The sequence below is a fragment of the Bacillus sp. NEB1478 genome, assembly GCF_031582965.1.
GTDB lineage: Bacteria > Bacillota > Bacilli > Bacillales > Fictibacillaceae > Fictibacillus.
Genome location: NZ_CP134049.1, coordinates 2,500,964 through 2,518,826 on the forward strand (window position 1 = coordinate 2,500,964; position 17,863 = coordinate 2,518,826).

At 38.6% G+C, this 17,863-nt stretch carries 24 protein-coding genes; 8 read left to right on the forward strand and 16 right to left on the reverse strand.

Features of this window, described 5'->3' with window-relative positions:
* Position 1 precedes the first annotated feature (1 nt).
* From hpaE to RGB74_RS12355, 4 genes are read right to left on the reverse strand one after another with little or no spacing between them, the layout of a single operon-like run.
* Positions 2-1,516, reverse strand: coding sequence for a 5-carboxymethyl-2-hydroxymuconate semialdehyde dehydrogenase (gene hpaE, locus RGB74_RS12340; RefSeq protein WP_310759603.1), 1,515 nt, complete (start codon positions 1,514-1,516; stop codon positions 2-4).
* Positions 1,500-2,291 carry a fumarylacetoacetate hydrolase family protein gene (locus tag RGB74_RS12345; protein ID WP_310759604.1) on the reverse strand — a complete coding sequence of 264 codons (792 nt, stop codon included), beginning with the start codon at positions 2,289-2,291 and terminating at the stop codon, positions 1,500-1,502. The genes hpaE and RGB74_RS12345 overlap by 17 nt, the downstream gene beginning before the upstream one ends.
* Positions 2,291-3,214, reverse strand: coding sequence for a 2,4-dihydroxyhept-2-ene-1,7-dioic acid aldolase (gene hpaI / locus RGB74_RS12350; protein WP_310759605.1), 924 nt, complete (start codon positions 3,212-3,214; stop codon positions 2,291-2,293). Before hpaI ends, RGB74_RS12345 begins: the two co-directional genes overlap by 1 nt.
* A 12-nt stretch (positions 3,215-3,226) precedes the next feature.
* Complete coding sequence (locus RGB74_RS12355) at positions 3,227-3,910, reverse strand: GntR family transcriptional regulator (protein WP_310759606.1); 684 nt, start codon at positions 3,908-3,910, stop codon at positions 3,227-3,229.
* Between the two features lie 213 nt (positions 3,911-4,123).
* Here RGB74_RS12355 and RGB74_RS12360 point away from each other — a divergent pair, with 213 nt between their 5' ends.
* Complete coding sequence (locus RGB74_RS12360; protein WP_310759607.1) at positions 4,124-4,414, forward strand: late competence development ComFB family protein; 291 nt, start codon at positions 4,124-4,126, stop codon at positions 4,412-4,414.
* Positions 4,415-4,618: 204 nt separating this feature from the next.
* Positions 4,619-4,819, forward strand: a complete 201-nt coding sequence (cspD, locus tag RGB74_RS12365; RefSeq protein WP_066237152.1) for a cold-shock protein CspD — start codon at positions 4,619-4,621, stop codon at positions 4,817-4,819.
* Between the two features lie 271 nt (positions 4,820-5,090).
* On the opposite strand, the gene RGB74_RS12370 is transcribed toward cspD, so the two are convergent.
* The 3 genes from RGB74_RS12370 to RGB74_RS12380 all read right to left on the reverse strand — a co-directional run bounded on the left by RGB74_RS12370 (position 5,091) and on the right by RGB74_RS12380 (position 6,975).
* Entirely contained in the window at positions 5,091-5,234 is a 144-nt protein-coding gene (locus tag RGB74_RS12370; protein WP_310759608.1) for a hypothetical protein, read from the reverse strand.
* A 95-nt stretch (positions 5,235-5,329) separates the two neighbouring features.
* Positions 5,330-5,917: an MEDS domain-containing protein gene (locus tag RGB74_RS12375; RefSeq protein WP_310759609.1), complete on the reverse strand. Its 588-nt coding sequence runs from the start codon at positions 5,915-5,917 to the stop codon at positions 5,330-5,332.
* A gap of 188 nt (positions 5,918-6,105) precedes the next feature.
* A complete protein-coding gene (locus RGB74_RS12380; RefSeq protein ID WP_310759610.1) occupies positions 6,106-6,975 on the reverse strand; it encodes a hypothetical protein in 870 nt (289 codons plus the stop codon).
* Positions 6,976-8,007: 1,032 nt separating this feature from the next.
* On the opposite strand from RGB74_RS12380, the gene RGB74_RS20125 reads away from it, so the two are divergent.
* Together RGB74_RS20125 and RGB74_RS12390 are read left to right on the forward strand one after the other, a co-directional pair.
* Positions 8,008-8,586 carry a methyl-accepting chemotaxis protein gene (locus RGB74_RS20125; RefSeq protein ID WP_396136069.1) on the forward strand — a complete coding sequence of 193 codons (579 nt, stop codon included), beginning with the start codon at positions 8,008-8,010 and terminating at the stop codon, positions 8,584-8,586.
* Between the two features lie 65 nt (positions 8,587-8,651).
* Positions 8,652-9,155 (forward strand): NUDIX domain-containing protein, encoded by a 504-nt coding sequence (locus RGB74_RS12390; RefSeq protein WP_310759612.1) that lies wholly within the window; start codon positions 8,652-8,654, stop codon positions 9,153-9,155.
* 444 nt (positions 9,156-9,599) lie between these two features.
* On the opposite strand, the gene RGB74_RS12395 is transcribed toward RGB74_RS12390, so the two are convergent.
* Positions 9,600-9,983: a transporter gene (locus RGB74_RS12395; protein ID WP_310759613.1), complete on the reverse strand. Its 384-nt coding sequence runs from the start codon at positions 9,981-9,983 to the stop codon at positions 9,600-9,602.
* Positions 9,984-10,408: 425 nt separating this feature from the next.
* Between RGB74_RS12395 and RGB74_RS12400 the strand changes: the two genes are divergently transcribed.
* On the forward strand, positions 10,409-10,744 hold the full coding sequence (locus RGB74_RS12400; RefSeq protein ID WP_310759614.1) for a ribonuclease M5: 336 nt from the start codon (positions 10,409-10,411) through the stop codon (positions 10,742-10,744).
* Positions 10,745-11,075: 331 nt separating this feature from the next.
* Here RGB74_RS12400 and RGB74_RS12405 read toward each other — a convergent pair whose 3' ends face one another.
* The 3 genes from RGB74_RS12405 to RGB74_RS12415 all read right to left on the reverse strand — a co-directional run bounded on the left by RGB74_RS12405 (position 11,076) and on the right by RGB74_RS12415 (position 13,688).
* A complete protein-coding gene (locus tag RGB74_RS12405) occupies positions 11,076-11,450 on the reverse strand; it encodes a VOC family protein (protein ID WP_396135968.1) in 375 nt (124 codons plus the stop codon).
* Positions 11,451-11,467: 17 nt separating this feature from the next.
* Complete coding sequence (locus RGB74_RS12410; protein WP_310759615.1) at positions 11,468-12,691, reverse strand: MDR family MFS transporter; 1,224 nt, start codon at positions 12,689-12,691, stop codon at positions 11,468-11,470.
* A 364-nt stretch (positions 12,692-13,055) separates the two neighbouring features.
* Positions 13,056-13,688 carry a DsbA family oxidoreductase gene (locus RGB74_RS12415; RefSeq protein ID WP_310759617.1) on the reverse strand — a complete coding sequence of 211 codons (633 nt, stop codon included), beginning with the start codon at positions 13,686-13,688 and terminating at the stop codon, positions 13,056-13,058.
* A 451-nt stretch (positions 13,689-14,139) separates the two neighbouring features.
* Between RGB74_RS12415 and RGB74_RS12420 the strand changes: the two genes are divergently transcribed.
* The gene (locus RGB74_RS12420) at positions 14,140-14,799 is read left to right on the forward strand and encodes a deoxynucleoside kinase (protein ID WP_310762869.1); all 660 of its coding nucleotides are present in this window, start codon (positions 14,140-14,142) and stop codon (positions 14,797-14,799) included.
* A 36-nt stretch (positions 14,800-14,835) separates the two neighbouring features.
* Positions 14,836-15,060 (forward strand): hypothetical protein, encoded by a 225-nt coding sequence (locus RGB74_RS12425; protein ID WP_310759618.1) that lies wholly within the window; start codon positions 14,836-14,838, stop codon positions 15,058-15,060.
* A 19-nt stretch (positions 15,061-15,079) separates the two neighbouring features.
* On the opposite strand, the gene RGB74_RS12430 is transcribed toward RGB74_RS12425, so the two are convergent.
* Together RGB74_RS12430 and RGB74_RS12435 are read right to left on the reverse strand one after the other, a co-directional pair.
* Positions 15,080-15,412 carry a hydrolase gene (locus RGB74_RS12430; RefSeq protein WP_310759619.1) on the reverse strand — a complete coding sequence of 111 codons (333 nt, stop codon included), beginning with the start codon at positions 15,410-15,412 and terminating at the stop codon, positions 15,080-15,082.
* A gap of 56 nt (positions 15,413-15,468) precedes the next feature.
* A complete protein-coding gene (locus RGB74_RS12435) occupies positions 15,469-16,404 on the reverse strand; it encodes a magnesium transporter CorA family protein (protein ID WP_310759620.1) in 936 nt (311 codons plus the stop codon).
* Between the two features lie 148 nt (positions 16,405-16,552).
* Between RGB74_RS12435 and RGB74_RS12440 the strand changes: the two genes are divergently transcribed.
* Complete coding sequence (locus RGB74_RS12440; protein ID WP_310759621.1) at positions 16,553-16,732, forward strand: small acid-soluble spore protein H; 180 nt, start codon at positions 16,553-16,555, stop codon at positions 16,730-16,732.
* Positions 16,733-16,759: 27 nt separating this feature from the next.
* Here RGB74_RS12440 and RGB74_RS12445 read toward each other — a convergent pair whose 3' ends face one another.
* The 3 genes from RGB74_RS12445 to RGB74_RS12455 all read right to left on the reverse strand — a co-directional run bounded on the left by RGB74_RS12445 (position 16,760) and on the right by RGB74_RS12455 (position 17,803).
* The gene (locus RGB74_RS12445; RefSeq protein WP_310759622.1) at positions 16,760-17,134 is read right to left on the reverse strand and encodes a cupin domain-containing protein; all 375 of its coding nucleotides are present in this window, start codon (positions 17,132-17,134) and stop codon (positions 16,760-16,762) included.
* Positions 17,135-17,145: 11 nt separating this feature from the next.
* A complete protein-coding gene (locus tag RGB74_RS12450) occupies positions 17,146-17,568 on the reverse strand; it encodes a DnaJ family domain-containing protein (RefSeq protein WP_310759623.1) in 423 nt (140 codons plus the stop codon).
* A gap of 106 nt (positions 17,569-17,674) precedes the next feature.
* The gene (locus RGB74_RS12455) at positions 17,675-17,803 is read right to left on the reverse strand and encodes a hypothetical protein (protein WP_310759624.1); all 129 of its coding nucleotides are present in this window, start codon (positions 17,801-17,803) and stop codon (positions 17,675-17,677) included.
* Positions 17,804-17,863 lie beyond the last annotated feature (60 nt).

The window sequence follows — 17,863 nt, forward strand, 5'->3', positions numbered from 1 at the left end:
CCTAGTGGTTGGCTTCAGTCTGAAGCTTTTGTTTTTTCTTTCCGAACTGCTGTATATGATGATCAGCGAGTGCAACATGCACCACTTTCATTTCCGTGTAAAATTCAAAGGCATAATGTCCGCCTTCGCGTCCGATTCCAGAGTTTTTGGACCCTCCAAATGGAATACGTAGATCGCGTACGTTTTGAGAATTCAGCCAAAGCATTCCTGCCTCTACACTGTTGGCAACACGAAGACCTTTCTTCATGTCGTTCGTCCAGATATAGCCAGCAAGACCATATTTGATATCATTTGCGAACTCAATGACCTCTTCTTCATCTTTGAACGTCATAACTGATAATACAGGACCAAAGATCTCTTCTTGGGCCACAGTCATATCATTTTTTACATTTAATAAAAGAGATGGAGCAACAAAGTTTCCTTTTTTATGAGTTTCAGAGAGTGATTGTGAATAGATTTCTGCTCCTTCATCTTCTGCGATCTTTAGATACCATTTTACATTTTCATAATGATCTTTATGAATGAGAGGACCAACTTCTGTATCAGGGTCAGATGGATCACCAACGATAATATTCTGTACTCGTTCTTTCAAGCGGTTAATAAATTCGTCTTTAATCGTCTCTTGTACAAAAAGTCTTGAATTTGCTGTACACCGTTCACCGTTGAAAGAAAAGATTCCCCATACACAGGCGTCAATCGCGCGTTCAATTTCACAGTCATCAAATACGATAATTGGTGACTTGCCGCCAAGTTCCATCGAAAATCGCTTTAATGAAGCCGCTCCGTTTCTCATAATCTCTGAACCTGTTTTTGTTTCTCCGGTAAACGAGATCAACTGGACGTCTGGATGGGCAACGAGTGACGCTCCAGCTGTTTCTCCAAATCCGTGAACAACGTTGAAAACACCTTGTGGCAGTCCCGCTTCATGGATAAGTTCTGCTAGTTTGTTAGCTGTCAGCGGCGACCATTCTGCTGGTTTTAAAATCACAGTGTTTCCTGTAGCAAGTGCTGGCGCAATCTTCCACGTTTCAAGCATAAAAGGTGCGTTCCAAGGTGTGATGAGCCCTGCAACACCTACGGGCTTTTGAATGGTATAGTTCATAAATTCATCGTCAACATGATAAGCTTCACCAGACATACGATTTTTCACCATCTCTGCGTAAAAACGGAAGTTATCCGCTGAACGGCCAACCATTTTCCTCGTCTGTGCAATCGGCAGCCCTGTGTCATATGACTCGAGCAAAGCAATCTCTTCTATATCACGATCGATCAAATCCGCAATTTTATAAATAAATTGAAGACGTTTTCCCTGCTTCATCTTTCCCCAAGGGCCTCGTTTAAAAGCTTCTTTTGCTGCTTTTGCAGCTAGGTTAATATCTTCTTTCGTCCCTTCACTTACTGTATTAATTTTTTCGTTTGTAAAAGGATTCAGATTCACAAATGTCTCACCGTCGAGACCAGATACGAACTGCCCGTTAATATAGTGCTGAATCTTTTCTTTAACCTCTGGCTTCATGATCCTTCCCTCCTGTTGGTACCTTTTCCGTACGGCCATCTACGATTGTATTTTCAAGTGCGCCTAAATAATCGATTTCAAGTCTGACAACATCTCCAGGGTGTATATGTGAAATACCTTTTGGCGTTCCTGTCCAAATCACATCATACGGTTCTAGTGTCATGAATGATGACACGAATTCAATAATTTCAGGAATCGAATACATTAAATCTTTCGTGTTCCCTTGCTGTCTGAGTTCGCCGTTCACATACGTACGAAGTTCTAGGTTTGTTACGTCAGGAATATCTGCCTCATCCACATAAAACGGACCCATCGGACCAAAAGTGTCATGGCCCTTCGCACGTACTGGCGGACGGTACCAATTGTTTACAAAATCACGTACAGTAACGTCATTCGCAATCGTGTAACCGCTTACATAATCCATCGCATTTTCAGCTTTTATGTTTCTTCCTTCTTTACCGATTACAACAGCAAGCTCATTTTCATAATGCATGTAAGTTGCGCCGTCCGGATAGAACACTTGACCTTTATGTCCGACCAAAGATGAATTTGGTTTGATAAACAATACCGGTTCTGCTGGTTTTTCTAGGCCAAGTTCATCTGCGTGATCCGCATAGTTCAATGCGAGTCCGATCATTTTATTCGGCTGAAATGGAGGAAGCCATGTTTCAATATCTTTTATATTTGCTGTATTCCCTGATGAAAAGGTGATTGTTTCATCAACTATTGTTCCTTTTTGCTCTCTTCCTTCATAAATAACACGTGCGTGTTTCATTACGCTTCACTCCCTATTTTTTCTACAAGACCATAATCAGCTAATACAGATCTAATTTCTTTTTGCAGTGATTCAGCCGGAAGGTCCATCGGCATTCTTAATGTTGGATTGATTTTACCCATCATCCCTAAAGCTGCTTTTAGTGGAGCTGGATTCGTGTCTTTAAAAAGAACATCGTTTAGCGGCATGAGATCGTAATGAAGTTTAAGTGCTTCTTGAACATTACCAGACTCCCAAGCGTTATACACTTCTGCCACTTTTGACGGCAGAACGTTAGCCGTCGCTGATATGTACCCAGCTCCGCCAATCGCAAGCATCGGATAGCACAGAAGTTCAATGCCCGAATACAGCAAAAAGTCACGTCCGCAATGCATGAGCACTCGATTTACGTGTTCAAAGTCTTTATTGGATTCTTTTACACCGATAATATTCGGACAATCCTCATTTAAACGGGCTAATGTTTTTACTTCAAGGTTTACAGCGGTTCTGCCTGGAATGTTATAGATGATTAATGGTATATCTACGCTGTCAGCGATTGTTTTGAAATGTTTGTAAAGTGCATGCTGTGATGGCTTGTTGTAGTATGGAACGATGACCATTGCGGCATCTGCTCCCATTTCTTGTGCGAGTTTTGTTAAGTGAAGGGATTCTTGGTGGTTGGTTGATCCTGTACCAGGTACGATTGGTACGCGTTTGTTTACAGCTTTAATGGCTTTCTCCATCACTTGTTCCCGTTCATTTAACGTAAGTGAGGAGGGTTCACCAGTTGTTCCAGTAACTGAGATACCATGACTTCCAGATTGAATATGCCAGTCTATTAAACTTTTAAGTGAATTAAGATCAAGCGATTCATCCTCATGGAAAGGGGTAATGATTGGCGCGATAGACCCTCGAATATTCTTTTTTGCTTCTTCTACGTTCATTCTTTCATCTCCTTATAAAGTTTTCGTTTTGGTTCTTGACTGAATCGTTTTGTCTTCCTGAAAAGCTTTAAGGGTGTTCATTTTGTGGCTGCGGGTAAATGCCTCGATTTTTTTGGGATCTTCTCTCTTTTCAATCATTTCGATTAATTGATAATGTTCAGCAATGGAACGCTTCATTCTTGCAGGCTGCATTGTAGTCCCGTTTTTCCGGACGGTACTGAGCCGTTCCCATGTTGCTTGTATCTGTTCCATTAAAAATTGATTATGGCAGTAAGTGTAAGTAAGTTTGTGGAATTCTTTGTTGAAGTTGGAGAAAAGAGAAAAATCGAGTACATCAAGTGCATCTTCCATTAGTCGAGTAAACGCTCTTAAATTCTTCAGCTTTTCATGAGGAAAGTGGACAGACGATTCTGCAGTTGCAAAACCTTCCAATACTGCTAAAACTGACAATGTCTCTAAATATGCTTCTTCATCAAATGGGGTAACAATCGCTCCTGAGTAGGGTTTAAATGAGATGAGAGAATCTGCTTCCAGTTGCCTGATTGCTTCTCGAACAGGAATTGCACTTGTGTGGAGCTCTCTTGCCAGCTGATCAATTACTAATTTGTGACCAGGCGGATATCTTCCATCTAGAATACGGGAACGGATGACTTGATAAGCATATTGCTGCTTGTTGGGTTTATGTGTAGTATTCATATCTCTATGTTAATCTCAAATCATATATGATTTCAACATTATTTTCAGAAAAATCATATATTATTGTCAATTTAGTAAGATAGTAATGTTTTATGAACATATCGTGAAAATTGATAGGGATATTGTCATGTTAACTATATTAGAAGTTTACATATGTAGTAAGAATAAGCTATTCTAATCCTATAGAATGTATACAAAGGGGTAAATAAACCCATGAAAGTTATTAACGCGATGGAAATACTTGTAGAAGAAGCATTAACGAATTACTGGGGCCAACTTCAGCTTCCATGCAAATGTGAGATTTGTAAAACGGATGTTTACGCGATTACACTCAACAATTTGCCGCCCCGATATGTTTCAAATGAAGATGGCTATGCATACGTAAAAGCACAAAACTTTGATGACCAATCTCGAGTTAATATTTTAAATCAGATCGTTAAAGCAACTGGAATCGTAGCAACGCGACCTTCACATGAAATAGAACCATCTTCCTATTCCGAATAGAAGATGGTTTTTCTGTATCATCAAGCCATTTTTAACTCTGTCTCTTTATTCCTATTTTTCAGAAAAGTCCCTTGATAGCGCTTTTTCTTTGTGATATATTGATTTCAACCATTCTCGACTGGATTACATCTTATGTGTTTAAGAGTTTGAAAGGAAGTTTGGTAATTCCGGCACAATTGTGCAAACGTTTTAGGAGGCATTCACATGCAAACAGGTAAAGTAAAATGGTTTAACGCAGAAAAAGGCTTTGGTTTTATTGAAGTTGAAGGCGGAGACGATGTATTCGTACACTTTTCAGCAATTCAATCTGAAGGTTTCAAATCTTTAGATGAAGGTCAAGAAGTAGAATTTGAAATCGTTGATGGAGCTCGTGGACCACAAGCTGCTAACGTAACTAAAAAATAATCAAAACCAATACACGAACCGGCAGCCTTCTGCCGGTTTTTTCTTATGTAAAGAAAGTTTTGGTATTCTTCGTTCTCTAGGAAGTAGTTGATCTCAGTTTCACGATACTCGCTTTCCGCGGAGGGTAAGGTGTGCTGGCTAATTGCACCTGATATGTCTCACTTGTCTAGCTTCTCCTAGCCGTAGTCCAGGAAGCAACAATCTTTTAGAAAAACCTCCAGAAACTGTTTATAGAAAAAAACGAAAGAGGTTTCTTCGTTAGAAAAAACCTCTATTCTTTCACCATAATTTTCGATTTATAATTTTCTATTTTTCCAAGTATATCCGCTTTATCTTCAGTAGAGAAAATTCCAAGTTTATGAAGGATCAACGTATACTGCTGCAGTTTGAATAAAGAGCTTTCTTTGTACCACATGGCATCCACCTGTCTTTCCTTAAGGAAACTTTTTTATCCTTTGAAAACATTATATGCCGTATGCTACTTTAATGACTCTATATGAAAACTATTTTTTATCGTTCATTTGAAATAACCTTTAAATCGTTTTCTTTATACTGATCTGAGAAGAACAGATCATCGTCAGTCATGACGTATTTATGAGTACGTAATAACGCTAATTTAAACGGGTCAGGCATATCTACTTCTTTGTATGCACACATTACCTTCAGATTCAGCTCAGCAATGAGTTTATCTACGCCTTCTTCCAGCTCCTCTACTATGGATAATGGTCCCTCGATCGTACTCCACTCAACATGTGTCCAAGTCCGAACTGGAATATTATGATCTAAAAATGGCTGCAGCGAATTTTCAATGTATTTAAAAATGGCTGGTGGATGATAGCTTCCACTTGAAAAATAAAAATCAAAATTACTAATATGGTGAACTCTCTTTTCATCCTTTTCATCCAAATGTTTTTCTAGTTCAATTAATATCTGTGGCAGCATTCTTTCACTTTCAATAAGCAGAACTGAATCCCCTGATTCAATCCCATCAAGAATATAGGCTATCGTGTTTTGTATATACTTCTGAGTATCACTAAATGAATAAAAAATATGAGCATTTTTTTGATCACTTAGCATCTGGTTCAATTTCTGTTTCATCTGAAGCCTCCTAACTTATTTCAATATCTATACCTTTATCTACTTTAAATTCTTCATATATCATATAAATCCTTTTGTTAATTGAAAGTGTTGATAATCCTTGGAAGTCATTGCAATTTCAACAACGATGTTTAAAAGAGCTTTAATAAAAAAACGCACCCGAGTTGGGTACGCTCTAAAATATATATTTATTTCATTTCCAAAGTGGATAACATCGCCCAGATTGCCTGTTCCCACTCACTGGACTTCGCATGTTTTGCCAGATTTACTGTATACTTTATCAGCTTATCATTCTTAAGTTTTTGAATGACAATATATTTTGAATAGGAATCCTTTGAAGCAGTTAAAAATAGAACTGAGCTTTCAAACGCAGGACCTGCAACTTCACTGCCTTTTACTTCTTTTACTTCCCCTATCGCTTCTAGCTCATCCTTTGCCCATTTCTTTAAATCATCGAGTGATGCTTCATCTGTTAGAGGTTCAATTCTAACAAATGTTTCTGCATCCTCTGATGCGAATAAGATGTCTTTACCTGGTTCTTCAGCAGTATATTCAAAGTCATCAACTTTATAAAAGGAATAATCTTGTTCACTCTGAATGAGTCCTGCTTCTTTTTGAACCTTTCTTCCATCAACGGTATACTCCAATATTTTCGTTGGAGGCTGGGCAACTTCTCCAGAATCAACCGCCATAATTTTTTCTAAAATATTTTGATCATTATCATCTTTTTTATATGTGATCGAGACAGTTGAACCATCTTTTAATGATTTTAGCGATTCACGTGTTGTATCTGTTAAACGAAGGACAAGAATTTCTCCATCCGAATCAACTTCGATTGAATTGTTATCAATCTGCCCAACATAAGTTCCTTCAGCTTGAATAGAGGTTTGATCCGTTACTGCTTTCTCTTCAGTATCTTTGTTTTGTTCCGTTACGGGTGCAGTTGCGGCAGTCTTCTTCTTTCCTTCTTTTGGCTCTGAACTCTGATCGTTGCTGCATGCTGATAACATAACAGCCAGTATTAATAAAAAACATTTCATTCGTGTTTTATTTGTCATGTTTGGTCACCTCTTAGATTTAGACGAGTTATTAGAAAATTTTGTTACATTAGGGTGAAAATACCGTTAATTCTTCAAAATTAATGTCGATATATAGAATAGCACTTTTATATTCTAAAACGGAGATGAAAAAATTTGAATCCATCATTTGCCTCAAATTTACAAACGAACAAACTCGTTACAAAAATGTTATGGGGTATGTATTTTTTAGGTCTCGGAAGTACATATGCCAGTACGAAAACATTAGAAAGCGTTTCTTTTTACGGGATTGGAGGCCTGATTATCCTTCTCACCCTCACAATTTGGACTAGCAGAAAATGGGCTCCAGGCGCCGTTCAGTTTTTTGTTGTAATCGGTATGACTATACTCGCTGTTATCATGGCTGAATCAAACCCGAAAATCTCTACTTATTTGATGACTTATGTTTGTCTTGCTTTCATAACGCTTTATCATAACTACATTTCTATATTACTATCGGGTGTTAGCGGTTTATTTTTAACGAATTTTTTCTTTTTTCAATATAAAGATACAATGTTTGCTGGACAAGACCCTAAGATTATCATTTCTTTAAATGTCTTTTTAATCGTAATTACATCAGCACTCGTTGCTCAAGCAAAGATGGGGCAGCGGATGCAAAACAATATTTTGCAGGCGGAAAAGCGTGCTGAGAATGATAAAGTAAAACTGGAGCATCTATTAGCCAAAATAAAAGATGCGACTGAAAATCTTCATCTATTCAGCCAATCAGTAAAAGAAAACGTAACAAGAACCGGCGAAATCTCCAGCAACATTACTCATGCTTTCACCGAAGTGGCAAGAGGTGTTGAATCTCAAGCAGTCAGCGTAGGCGGCATGAACGATTCGGTTACGAGTACCAACGATGTGGCAAAAGGTTTGTTCCAGCATTCTACTGACATGAAACAATTGTCAGAAGAAACTGCCCATGTAACGAAGACGGGTGAAAATCAGGTTCTAGAACTTACAGCTAAAATGGAAGAAGTAAGTGAACTGATGAAGCAGACCAATACATTAATGAATGAACTTAATGAACAGAGCGAGTCAATTGGAGATATTTTAACAACGATTGAAGAAATTTCTTCACAAACGAATCTATTAGCATTAAATGCTGCGATTGAAGCTGCAAGAGCTGGTGACCAAGGACGCGGATTTGCCGTTGTAGCTGATGAAGTTCGACGATTAGCGGAAGACTCGCAAAATTCAACAAAACAGATTGCTGGAATCCTTGGGGAAATCCGCACCAAAGCAAAACAAGCTGCCCAATTCGTTGATGGCAGTCAAGGTGTTGTTTCTTCCAGTCTGGAAGCGACTCAAAAAACAGCAAATAATTTTAAACAAATCTTATCGAACACAGATCAGGTGGCTGCTCAATCATCACAAGTTCAATCTTTGATCAATCAGCTATATGAATCTACAGGACAGATTGTAGGCGAAATTCAATCTGTGTCTGGAACGGCTGAATCGTCCAGTGGTGCTGTGGAAGAAGTACTTGCTAGTGTCGAAGAACAATATAGATGTGTAGAAGATGTTGTGGAAAGTTTCACGAAATTCGAAGCATTAACTTCAGAGCTGAATGAACTTGTAAAAGAATAAAGTTTTCGGGTGAATGCCTTTTCATACTAATGAAGAGGCGTTTATTATAAAGGAGACGTTTTACATTGCATACACATAAAGGAATCTATTTAATTTGTGTGAATGATTCTGGTCATCTGCTAACGATTGAAAAAAACGGAGGACCTTACATTAACCGCTTAGATCTTCCCGGCGGGACCCCTGAAAATGAAGAGTCTGAATTAGAAACAGTTGTACGTGAAGTATATGAAGAAACAGGTTATCAAGTTCAGTCAGCTAATAAACTAGGTGAAAGAATTTACGAGATACCGTGGCGGTATAAAAAATGGACGCTTTCGCAGCATACAGCTGTTTACTTTATCGGAAAAGTAGATGAAGCTAATCAGCTTGCTTTAGCCTCTATTCCTGATCAGGATTCTAAAGGTACATTATGGATCGATCCAACAAAAGTGCAAGAAGAGTGGTGCTCCCCTCTAGTCTGGGAAGCTATACAATACTTAAAAAACTATCCTTTCCCCATGAATATGAAATGCTATGAATCATGGGACGTACTTGGAGCGCCTGAATATCTATATCAAAATGTTACTTAAAATAGGCTGTTTTCGTATTCATTGTTTCTTTTGAAAGTATTTGATTTCCGTTCCAGGTTGCTCGCTTTCCGCGGGGCAAGCGGTGAGCCACATTCGGACGTTTCACGTTAAGTGTCTCACCTGTCTAGCTGAAGCGGTTAGCCCCTCGAGGTCAAAAGTTTAATGGTCCCGAATGCAAAAAGCGCCTTCTCAGCCCATTTCCCTTTTGCTTGTCGGGGCTGACCCAACCGCTTCCGCATTTCGGACTGCCCGCCTGTCCCGCAGGACAAGGAAGGCTTCGGCAGCGTTATATCGCACGAAGAAAATGTGATTTTCATTTTCGAGGAGTCTCGCACTTTCCACTCCAATCAACCATCTAAGAAGACAATAAAAAAGAGATTTGAAAGCAACAATCTTTTAGAAAACAGCCTTAAAATAAAAACAACCGCCAAACGGCGGTTATTTTTATGAACAGAAAAATGAATTGATTTGTCGTGTATCCATTCCGAAGTACACCCAACGTCTGCCGTTCCATCTGAAGCCTGCTACAGAGCGGCGGCCTACAAAAGTAAGCCATGCCCAAAACCCAGGTCCCCAGCTCGGCCAGATAAAGACAAACTGGTACAAGCAAGGACGAATTGCTCCTGGATCTACTGCGTAAAGGCCAGGCTGTCCTCCTTGGCCACCGCCTCCCCCGCCTCCTAAACTAAAACCTTGAGACTGGTGTGGCGTGTATGATGGTGGAGGTGATTGCGGAGCCATTCCACCGCCGCCTCCCCCACCTGGAGGTCCAAATCCTTGTCCTTGTCCTCCCTGCCCAGGAAAGAACGGAAACATTCTTTGCGTCAAAATATCCAACTCCTATAAAAATTGTTTGTGCCCTACTATCTTATTCACGGATTTGCTAGACGTATAGACAAGTATCCTAATTTATAATAATTAAGATTGACGCTTCCCCATTTCGGGTATATTACTAGAAATCAAGCTTTCTGAGGAGGTATGCAACATGGGACGTATCAGCAAGGGAATTAAGGGGATGGCTTTCGCATTTCTGCTCAAACAAGGCAAAAAGAAATTACTGCCGATTATCGCTCGGAAATTAAAAAATAGATAAGGAACATTAAAAAGAAGCCATGGCTTCTTTTTAATGTTGAGGTTTATAAGCATAACGACGTACGTGACATGAATATTTTCAGTTATGTCTTTGAAGTTGTACTATTTTCATAGTGCCCGCCATAAAATCATAATGAATCTTATGATTTACAGGAGGCGCTATGACCGGATACATTGTTGAAGGCAAAAGTGATCAACTGAGAGTTCAGTGTGTAGATCCAGAGGCTCATTTTGTTATATTAAACGGGATTTCCTTTCGTCATAGAGAGCGAAGAGCGATTGAGGAAGCATTGGTTTTGTGTGATGAGGTATACGTTTTAACGGATCCAGATGAACCAGGTGACAAAATCGCACAAAAGATTATGGAGGCATACCCTGAGATCAGACGTATCTTAATAGACCCGAAGAAAGCTCGAAACGTTCGTGAACACCGTTATAAATACGGTGTTGAGTATTGTTCCAACCAATATTTAAAAGAGACATTGCCAGGAATATAGGATTATAAAACGGACTCGTTTGTGAGCCCGTTTTATGTGTTCACATCTGACGATGGCTAGCTGGCGACGTTTTCGAAAATCGGATAAATGGGAACCTAACGTGGATATATGTCTCCTTACTGTGGATATATTGCAGAAAACCGTGGAATTATTAACGATTATCGTGGATAAATGGAACAGTGGTGGCGTTTGGAGCTTGTTAAGAGGCTTTTATTATAATGGTAGAAGATGATTTGACCCATCTTCTTCCTTTTACCTCTCCCTATTGGCGGCTTTTTTGAATTAAATTTAAAAAAGCTGACTCGCAAGACAAGAGCCAGCCTTCATCTAATTATTTCGCTTCAAAAAACTCTAACGATTCCTCATCCGGTCCATAAAAAAAGAAATACTTTCCGTTTGGCAGTTCTGTAATCTCGTGATCTTTTAATTTGACTCCTTTTTCTTTTAGCAGTTCAAATTTTTCTTCAATATTTTTTACAGAAAAAGCGAGGTGATGCACTTTTCCTTCGTTTGTTACCTCTCCTGGATAACCTGCGATCAATTCCACTAGTACTTTTCCATTAAGTCCTAAAAATGCTAAATTCACATCAACGCTCGTGTGATCGAATCGGTCTATAAACTCCAAACCTAAAATATCCGAATAAAATGAAAGTGATTTCTCCATATCAGAAACCATTATACCTGTATGTTCTATACCTGTTATCACGATTTAATTCTCCTTTCTTATGTTGAGACAGATTGATTTGACGCTGTGTTTTTACGGACGATCTCCCCATATTGAAAAAATGGAAGTGATAATAATGAAATGAGTGTTAAACACCCAAATACATAAAATCCATGATGAAAACCAAATGAACTCAGAAGCAGCCCCCCGATCCACGGCCCGGCACTAAAGCCGATTGAACGGAAAGACATCGCTCCAAAATATGTACCCCTCATATGGTCCGGTGCCAAATCATCCAAAAGTACATCACTCATGACGAATACAATGATTTCACCCACTGTAAGGACCACCATGCTTATGACCAAAAATACGGCATTTGTGGATAGACCAAATCCTAAAAGAGCGAGACTGAAGGCAATGCTTCCAAACCGAAGTGCATTCATAGGTTCCCATCGCTTTATGTAATTCGTTACTGGAAACTGCAGTAAAAGGACCGTTACCGCATTAGCTACGACTAAATACGCAAATAGTTTTACACCATTCTCAAATTGAGGGGCATTCCCTATATATTGCGCTAAAGTAGTGTCCATTTGTGACTGTGACATCATAACAATTGTGTTTCCTACTAAGAAAAACGCAAGCACTTTGTCTTTTGATAATACAGTTATCGCAGATTTCACCGAGAACTTTCTTTCTTCTCCGCCTTTTAATTCAGAAGTGTATTTTGTCAGCGTACTTACTATTAAAAGGCCATAAATCAGATAAGCACCAGCTGTTATATAAAAAGCTTGTGTAGAAGAAGAAGTGCCTAGCTGTGTTCCGACTACCGGTCCGATTGCGGCTCCTACATTAATCGCGAAGTAGCGGGCATTAAACACACGAAGCCTATTTTCTTTCGTCGTTACATCAGCCAGCAAAGCTCTTGAAATCGGCTCGAACCAAGATCGGCATAAACCGTTTAACATATTCAATAAAAAGAAATGCCAAACATGATCAGCGAGTGCAAACCCAGCAAATACTATACTCCAAGTGAATATTGCAGCTGTCATTACCGGAAGACGACCGACGCGGTCTGATAGATATCCGCCAAAAAAACCGCCAAAAGTTCCCGTAAGAGCACTGACACCGATGATTATTCCAACTGTAGCTGGATCAATTCCTTTTTCACTGTATAAATAGATCGCCAAGAACGGCATCGTCATAAAAAAAGCAGCTCTTGTAAAAAGCGTCCCAGCAACAATAACAATAACAGCAGGATGCCACTTTTCGAAAAATCCCCTCATCCCCATCCCTCTCTTCTTTTTCTGCTTATATACTTTATCACTTTTTAAAGATACATTGGAAAGAAAATTTACATTTTTTGAAACTTTCTTTTATTTGCCTCGTCTTATATAGGTGTACCCCCTTTTCCTGAAAGAGCCCACCCCTTACTTGGGCTCTTTCCCCATTATTTTTTAAGGGCATTAGTTCATTAACGCGTCTTTGTCACAAAGTGATAACGTTTATCAAAAAAATCACATATTTCTCATCTTTTAAATCATACTTGCTATATTATAGACATCCCTATCAACAACCCCCTTTTTTCATTGTTAAGAACGTTAAAAGAGCGCCAAGAAGGACAACCTTCTAAGCGCTCTTTTTTCTGTTCTATTCACACTCATCACCTTCGCAAAACTCCATTTTTTCATCCCGTACCGCACCTCGCAACGCTCGTTCGATGTTAGCTTGCGGATGGAGTCCTTTTAATACACGGTCACCGATACACATGGTTGGAACCGCGGTGATATCACCTTCTTCACTCGCCATTCGTAAATATTCTTCTCTTTCGCTGCGAAATTCACGCGAATGGAGGGATTCTTCAAATGCTCTTCCGTCCATTCCAACTTCTTCAGCAATATTTCGGAGTACTTCTATCGTTCCGATATCTTTTCCTTCTTGATAAAAACTAGTAAATACTCGGTGAGCATATTCTTTTTCTTTACCATGTCTTTTTGAAAACAATAAGCCTTCATGTGCATAATGAGTATGTGGCTGTGGTGAAACATCTGGCAAAATCATTTCTACACCCAATTTTTTTGCAAGTGGTAATACAGATTCATACCATGATCTTTGAATATAGCTGCCTTCTGGTTTTAAAGTTTCTTGCGGATAAGGGTGCAGTTCAAAAGGTATCCATTCGATCGTTACATCTTTTCCCTCAATTGCCTTCAATAGAGGTGTTTCTGCTAAAAAACAATACGGACAAACGAAGTCTGAATAAACTTTAATGGGTATTGGCATGATTCTTCATCCTTCCTTCTATCATCTCTATCTCTTATTTTTCTCCAATTTCCGACAACAACCTCTATTCACATTTTTCATTCCGTGATATATTTAGAAAGGCTTTATGTCATACATACCATATATAGATTTTTCTTTAATACATATTGATTTGATATTTGAAATGAAGCGGTTCAGCATTTCTTGTCCAGCTTCACCGGCTAAAAGCTCGAGGTCGCACCGTTTTTACGCTTAACACAAAAAGCGTGTTTACACTCTAAAACTTGTACGCTTGTCGCTTTTGAACGAGCCGGTTCAGCATTTCTTGTCCAGCTTCAACAGCCAGACACTCGAGGTCACATCTCTCCTTCCTAGGATACAAAAAGCGTATCCGTTGTCAGGAGATTATGTGCTTGTCGTGTCCTAACGGCTGGTTCAGCATTTCATTTTAGGAGGATACACTGTGATTTTAATGGCAGGTATGATCGGTACTGGTAAAACAACATACGCTGAGTTTTTGAGCCGTGAGCTTGAAAGCGAAATTTATTATGAAAGCGTCGTTGATAACCCTATTTTACCCGATTATTACAAAAACCCGAAGCGATGGGCTTTCCCGCTTCAGATTTACTTTTTAAACACACGCTTTAAAACGATTCGTCAAGCGCGTTCAAATCCAGACAATGTTCTGGATCGCAGCTTATATGAAGATTTAATTTTTGCAGAGCTTAATTTCGACTCCGGCAATATGACTCAGCTTGAATTTGATACGTACAAAGACTTGCTTGAAACGATGATGAACGAAATCGATAAAACGCCAAAGTCACGTGCTGATTTATTGATTTATCTAGATAGTGATCTAGACACTGTACTTGAACGAATCACACAAAGAGGACGTTCATATGAACAAGTTGATGAAAATCCCGAGCTTTTGGCATATTATAAAACTCTCCATGGCAAATATAAGGAATGGATCAAGGCTTATGACAAGACACCAGTTCTTATCATTGAAAGTAAAGAGTACAACATTTTTGATGAAAAAGATCAAGAAAAGATACTTTCACTAGTAAAAGGTGAACTTAACCGTCTCGATTCATTGGAAGAACAGCCTGCTCTTATGAATGAAACACGATAAAGTTACAAAAACTAAAGGACAAACATGATTTAAGGAGTGAGTGTCATTTTCCCACTGCTGACTATTCTTTTTGTCCTTATTCTTGGAGCTGGTCTTATATGGACATTTCAGCTCGCAAAAAAACAAAAGACGTATACGAAAGATGAAGTAAACCCAGCGGTTACACGGCATACCGTATTATTCAATCCAGTTTTCCTGACTTACGTTGCGTTTAGTGTAATCGTTACAGTGATCATTTATATCGCGTTCTTTGTTTATTAATTAAAAAAAGGCCAGGAGATTATTCAGTCTCAGGCCTTTTTTCTTTGTTCCAAATACTCATTGTTTCTATAAATTTTCTTGTCTCGTCTTGTCCCAAATCATGAATGATTTCGTATGCTTCTCTTAGTTTTTGATCATACCGGTCATTATCAGGATCATCAGAATAAGGGACATACGGTACATGCGTTCTTACAAACGTGTCTGCTGAAGCACTGTCTACTTCCTCAAACTTTTGAGCGAGTTTCCGGATATCTTCGTCTGATGCTGAGATTTCAAACTGAAATGTGGAAGCAGTTTTAATTGGAAGGATTTCTCCGCTTTCCACGTTCACATAATAAGGTCTTTTCTCCAAGTGAAGCACCTCCTTTATGAATAGCTTTTCGCGATATTGCGCTTTTTATGTAAATGTCACCACCATCTTTTTTTCTTAAAATAACTCATGATCAAAACAGCCAGAGAAAAACAAAGGGTTAAAACATAAAAATAGCCGTATCTCCATCTCAATTCTGGTATATATTCAAAATTCATACCGTATAAACCAGCGATAAAAGTAAGTGGTACAAAAACGGCACTGACAAGGGTCAGTGTCTTCATAATACGGTTCATATGATCTGATTTTAATGACATTTGAAGATCCAGGACACCTTTTAAATTTTCCTTATAGCTGTCAAATGCAGCTGTTACTCTCGAAAAAGATGAAAGCAAATCTTTGAAATAAAAACCTGATTCTTCGTTTGCAAATTCAAAATCATCATGTCCCATCTTTTGAATGACGAACTCCTCAGCCTCTACATACTGCCTCAGGTTATGTAATTTGCTTTTCCATCGATAAACGTTATGTCCGATTTCTCTTTTCATAGGATCAACAAACACTTGTTTTTCCAAATCTAAAAATTCATCAGAAAGTTTATCAACGACTTCTAAATACGAATCAACGATATCCCTCATCACATAATAAAGAATATAACTGACATGCTCCATGTGCTCCGGATTCTCTAAAAAATCTGTTACGAGTTTTTTTCTAAAAGGGAGAACTTTCTCAGACATTGCGATTACATATTGATCCCCGATAAGCAAGTTGATCCTAATCGGTTTAAAATCTTCTGTATCCAAATAAAAAGTGGAAACAACTACATGACTCGCATAAATATTAATCTTTGGGTGATCTGAAAACGCGGAGAACGCTTGGCTAGCCAGAGGATGAATCTCCATCTTTTGCAGAACTTCATCCTTTTGCATCTCTTCAGGGGAATTATAAAACATCAATAGAGTTTCATCAGAATTTGGAAAGTTAAAATGATCATTTTTAGCTGTGCTATTCGATGATTTCGTATACTTTAGCATGTTAATCTCCTGTGTATGCCATTTTCATCATTGTCCCCTTTTCATTGAATTTACATAACAGCTGGAAAGAAATACGGCCAAATAAGAATATGAGAAACGATTTGAACAAATATTATATTTGCTGTCATGTAGTTTGGAGGTGAGATATTTGGACGCACAAAGAGCACAAGAAATATGTTCTTCATCAGAAATGGCAAACGTTACTTGTAATGGTGAGCAAATCTACATTGAGCATGTGGATCAAGAAACAGGAAAAGCGACAATCCATTCCCTTAATAATCCGGAGCAGAAGCAAAGTGTTGATGTTTCAAGCTTAAACGAACAGTAAGAATAATGACCCTTTATTATCCGTGGATTAAAGGGTCACATAACTTATCGTTTTTACTTTTTTTACTACAACCCTGTCTCCATGTGACGGGGGTGTTGAAGTTACTAGAAATTCAACGGAATGCTTACTTTCGTTTCTGATTTGATGAGGTATGCCTGGGGGGATCTCGATTCCTTCGTTAGCTTTTAATACATATTCTTCTCCTTCACGTTCTACAATAGCTTCTCCGTTTAGAATGAAGAAAAATTGCTTGGAAAAAACATGATAGTGCCTGACTTCAGATGTTTGGGGAGGCATTTTTTCATGAATGATACTCATGTCATCCCTCTTGAGAAGAAACCATCCATCGCAAGCATCTCCCCATTGATAATGTTCAGCATTCTCAGTGCTAATTTTTGACATTGGCCCTCCGTTTATCTGTTCAAAACATCTTCCAGTTTCACCTTCATACGCTGTGCTGTAGGCGGACATGACAGGTTGTGCTGAAATACTTTTTGATTAATCACTTCTACCGTCTTTTTTATGTTGTACTCCACTGTGTATGATTTTAGTTCTTCTTTTAATACGTCTATCTCTTTGCCTAGTTTCACCCAATTCGGCAAAATATTATTATCTTTCATCACTTTTTGAAGACGTTTCTCAGGATTGTATTGAAGATCCATGTCAATGTTGAGTGGTTTACCCAATCCTTCTAAGTCATCAAAAGCCCCTTCTTTTCGAGCACGATTCACAATTGCTGTAATATGATCTTCGTAGAAAAAACCGGTTGTCTGCTCGTCCTTCATTAAAATTTCACGTTTTTGTAATTCTTTATTAATTGATGGTTTTTTGCTCATATCAAAAACCTCCAGGAATATTTTTACTTCTTACTTACTAATTTATGCAAGACAGACATTTTCCCTCGTGTTAAATATGGCAAATTTATAACAGAAATGCGACAGATTAAGAAATCGTTAAATCCGATTTTGATTGATTCTGCTTTATGATAAGAGGAAGCATGAAAATATGTACGGCGACCAGCATTACCATCGATCCCCCCATAACAAAAAAGCGTCCTGGCAGCATTGACAAATGAAAATCTCTCCTGACAGATTCATAATTTATCCTTCCTCTAAGGGTTATCTCATACTA

Bases quoted from the DNA above. Each gene is read 5' to 3' on its own strand.
- RGB74_RS12360 (WP_310759607.1), top strand. From the start codon at position 4,124: ATGAAAGTTATTAACGCGATGGAAATACTTGTAGAAGAAGCATTAACG.
- RGB74_RS12375 (WP_310759609.1), bottom strand. From the start codon at position 5,917: ATGAAACAGAAATTGAACCAGATGCTAAGTGATCAAAAAAATGCTCAT.
- RGB74_RS12415 (WP_310759617.1), bottom strand. From the start codon at position 13,688: ATGCCAATACCCATTAAAGTTTATTCAGACTTCGTTTGTCCGTATTGT.
- RGB74_RS20125 (WP_396136069.1), top strand. From the start codon at position 8,008: ATGAATGAACTTAATGAACAGAGCGAGTCAATTGGAGATATTTTAACA.
- RGB74_RS12355 (WP_310759606.1), bottom strand. From the start codon at position 3,910: ATGAATACTACACATAAACCCAACAAGCAGCAATATGCTTATCAAGTC.
- RGB74_RS12370 (WP_310759608.1), bottom strand. From the start codon at position 5,234: ATGTGGTACAAAGAAAGCTCTTTATTCAAACTGCAGCAGTATACGTTG.
- hpaE (WP_310759603.1), bottom strand. From the start codon at position 1,516: ATGAAGCCAGAGGTTAAAGAAAAGATTCAGCACTATATTAACGGGCAG.
- RGB74_RS12400 (WP_310759614.1), top strand. From the start codon at position 10,409: ATGACCGGATACATTGTTGAAGGCAAAAGTGATCAACTGAGAGTTCAG.
- RGB74_RS12420 (WP_310762869.1), top strand. From the start codon at position 14,140: ATGGCAGGTATGATCGGTACTGGTAAAACAACATACGCTGAGTTTTTG.
- RGB74_RS12410 (WP_310759615.1), bottom strand. From the start codon at position 12,691: ATGAGGGGATTTTTCGAAAAGTGGCATCCTGCTGTTATTGTTATTGTT.
- hpaI (WP_310759605.1), bottom strand. From the start codon at position 3,214: ATGAACGTAGAAGAAGCAAAAAAGAATATTCGAGGGTCTATCGCGCCA.
- RGB74_RS12380 (WP_310759610.1), bottom strand. From the start codon at position 6,975: ATGACAAATAAAACACGAATGAAATGTTTTTTATTAATACTGGCTGTT.
- RGB74_RS12450 (WP_310759623.1), bottom strand. From the start codon at position 17,568: ATGAGCAAAAAACCATCAATTAATAAAGAATTACAAAAACGTGAAATT.
- RGB74_RS12345 (WP_310759604.1), bottom strand. From the start codon at position 2,291: ATGAAACACGCACGTGTTATTTATGAAGGAAGAGAGCAAAAAGGAACA.
- RGB74_RS12435 (WP_310759620.1), bottom strand. From the start codon at position 16,404: ATGCTAAAGTATACGAAATCATCGAATAGCACAGCTAAAAATGATCAT.
- cspD (WP_066237152.1), top strand. From the start codon at position 4,619: ATGCAAACAGGTAAAGTAAAATGGTTTAACGCAGAAAAAGGCTTTGGT.
- RGB74_RS12445 (WP_310759622.1), bottom strand. From the start codon at position 17,134: ATGTCAAAAATTAGCACTGAGAATGCTGAACATTATCAATGGGGAGAT.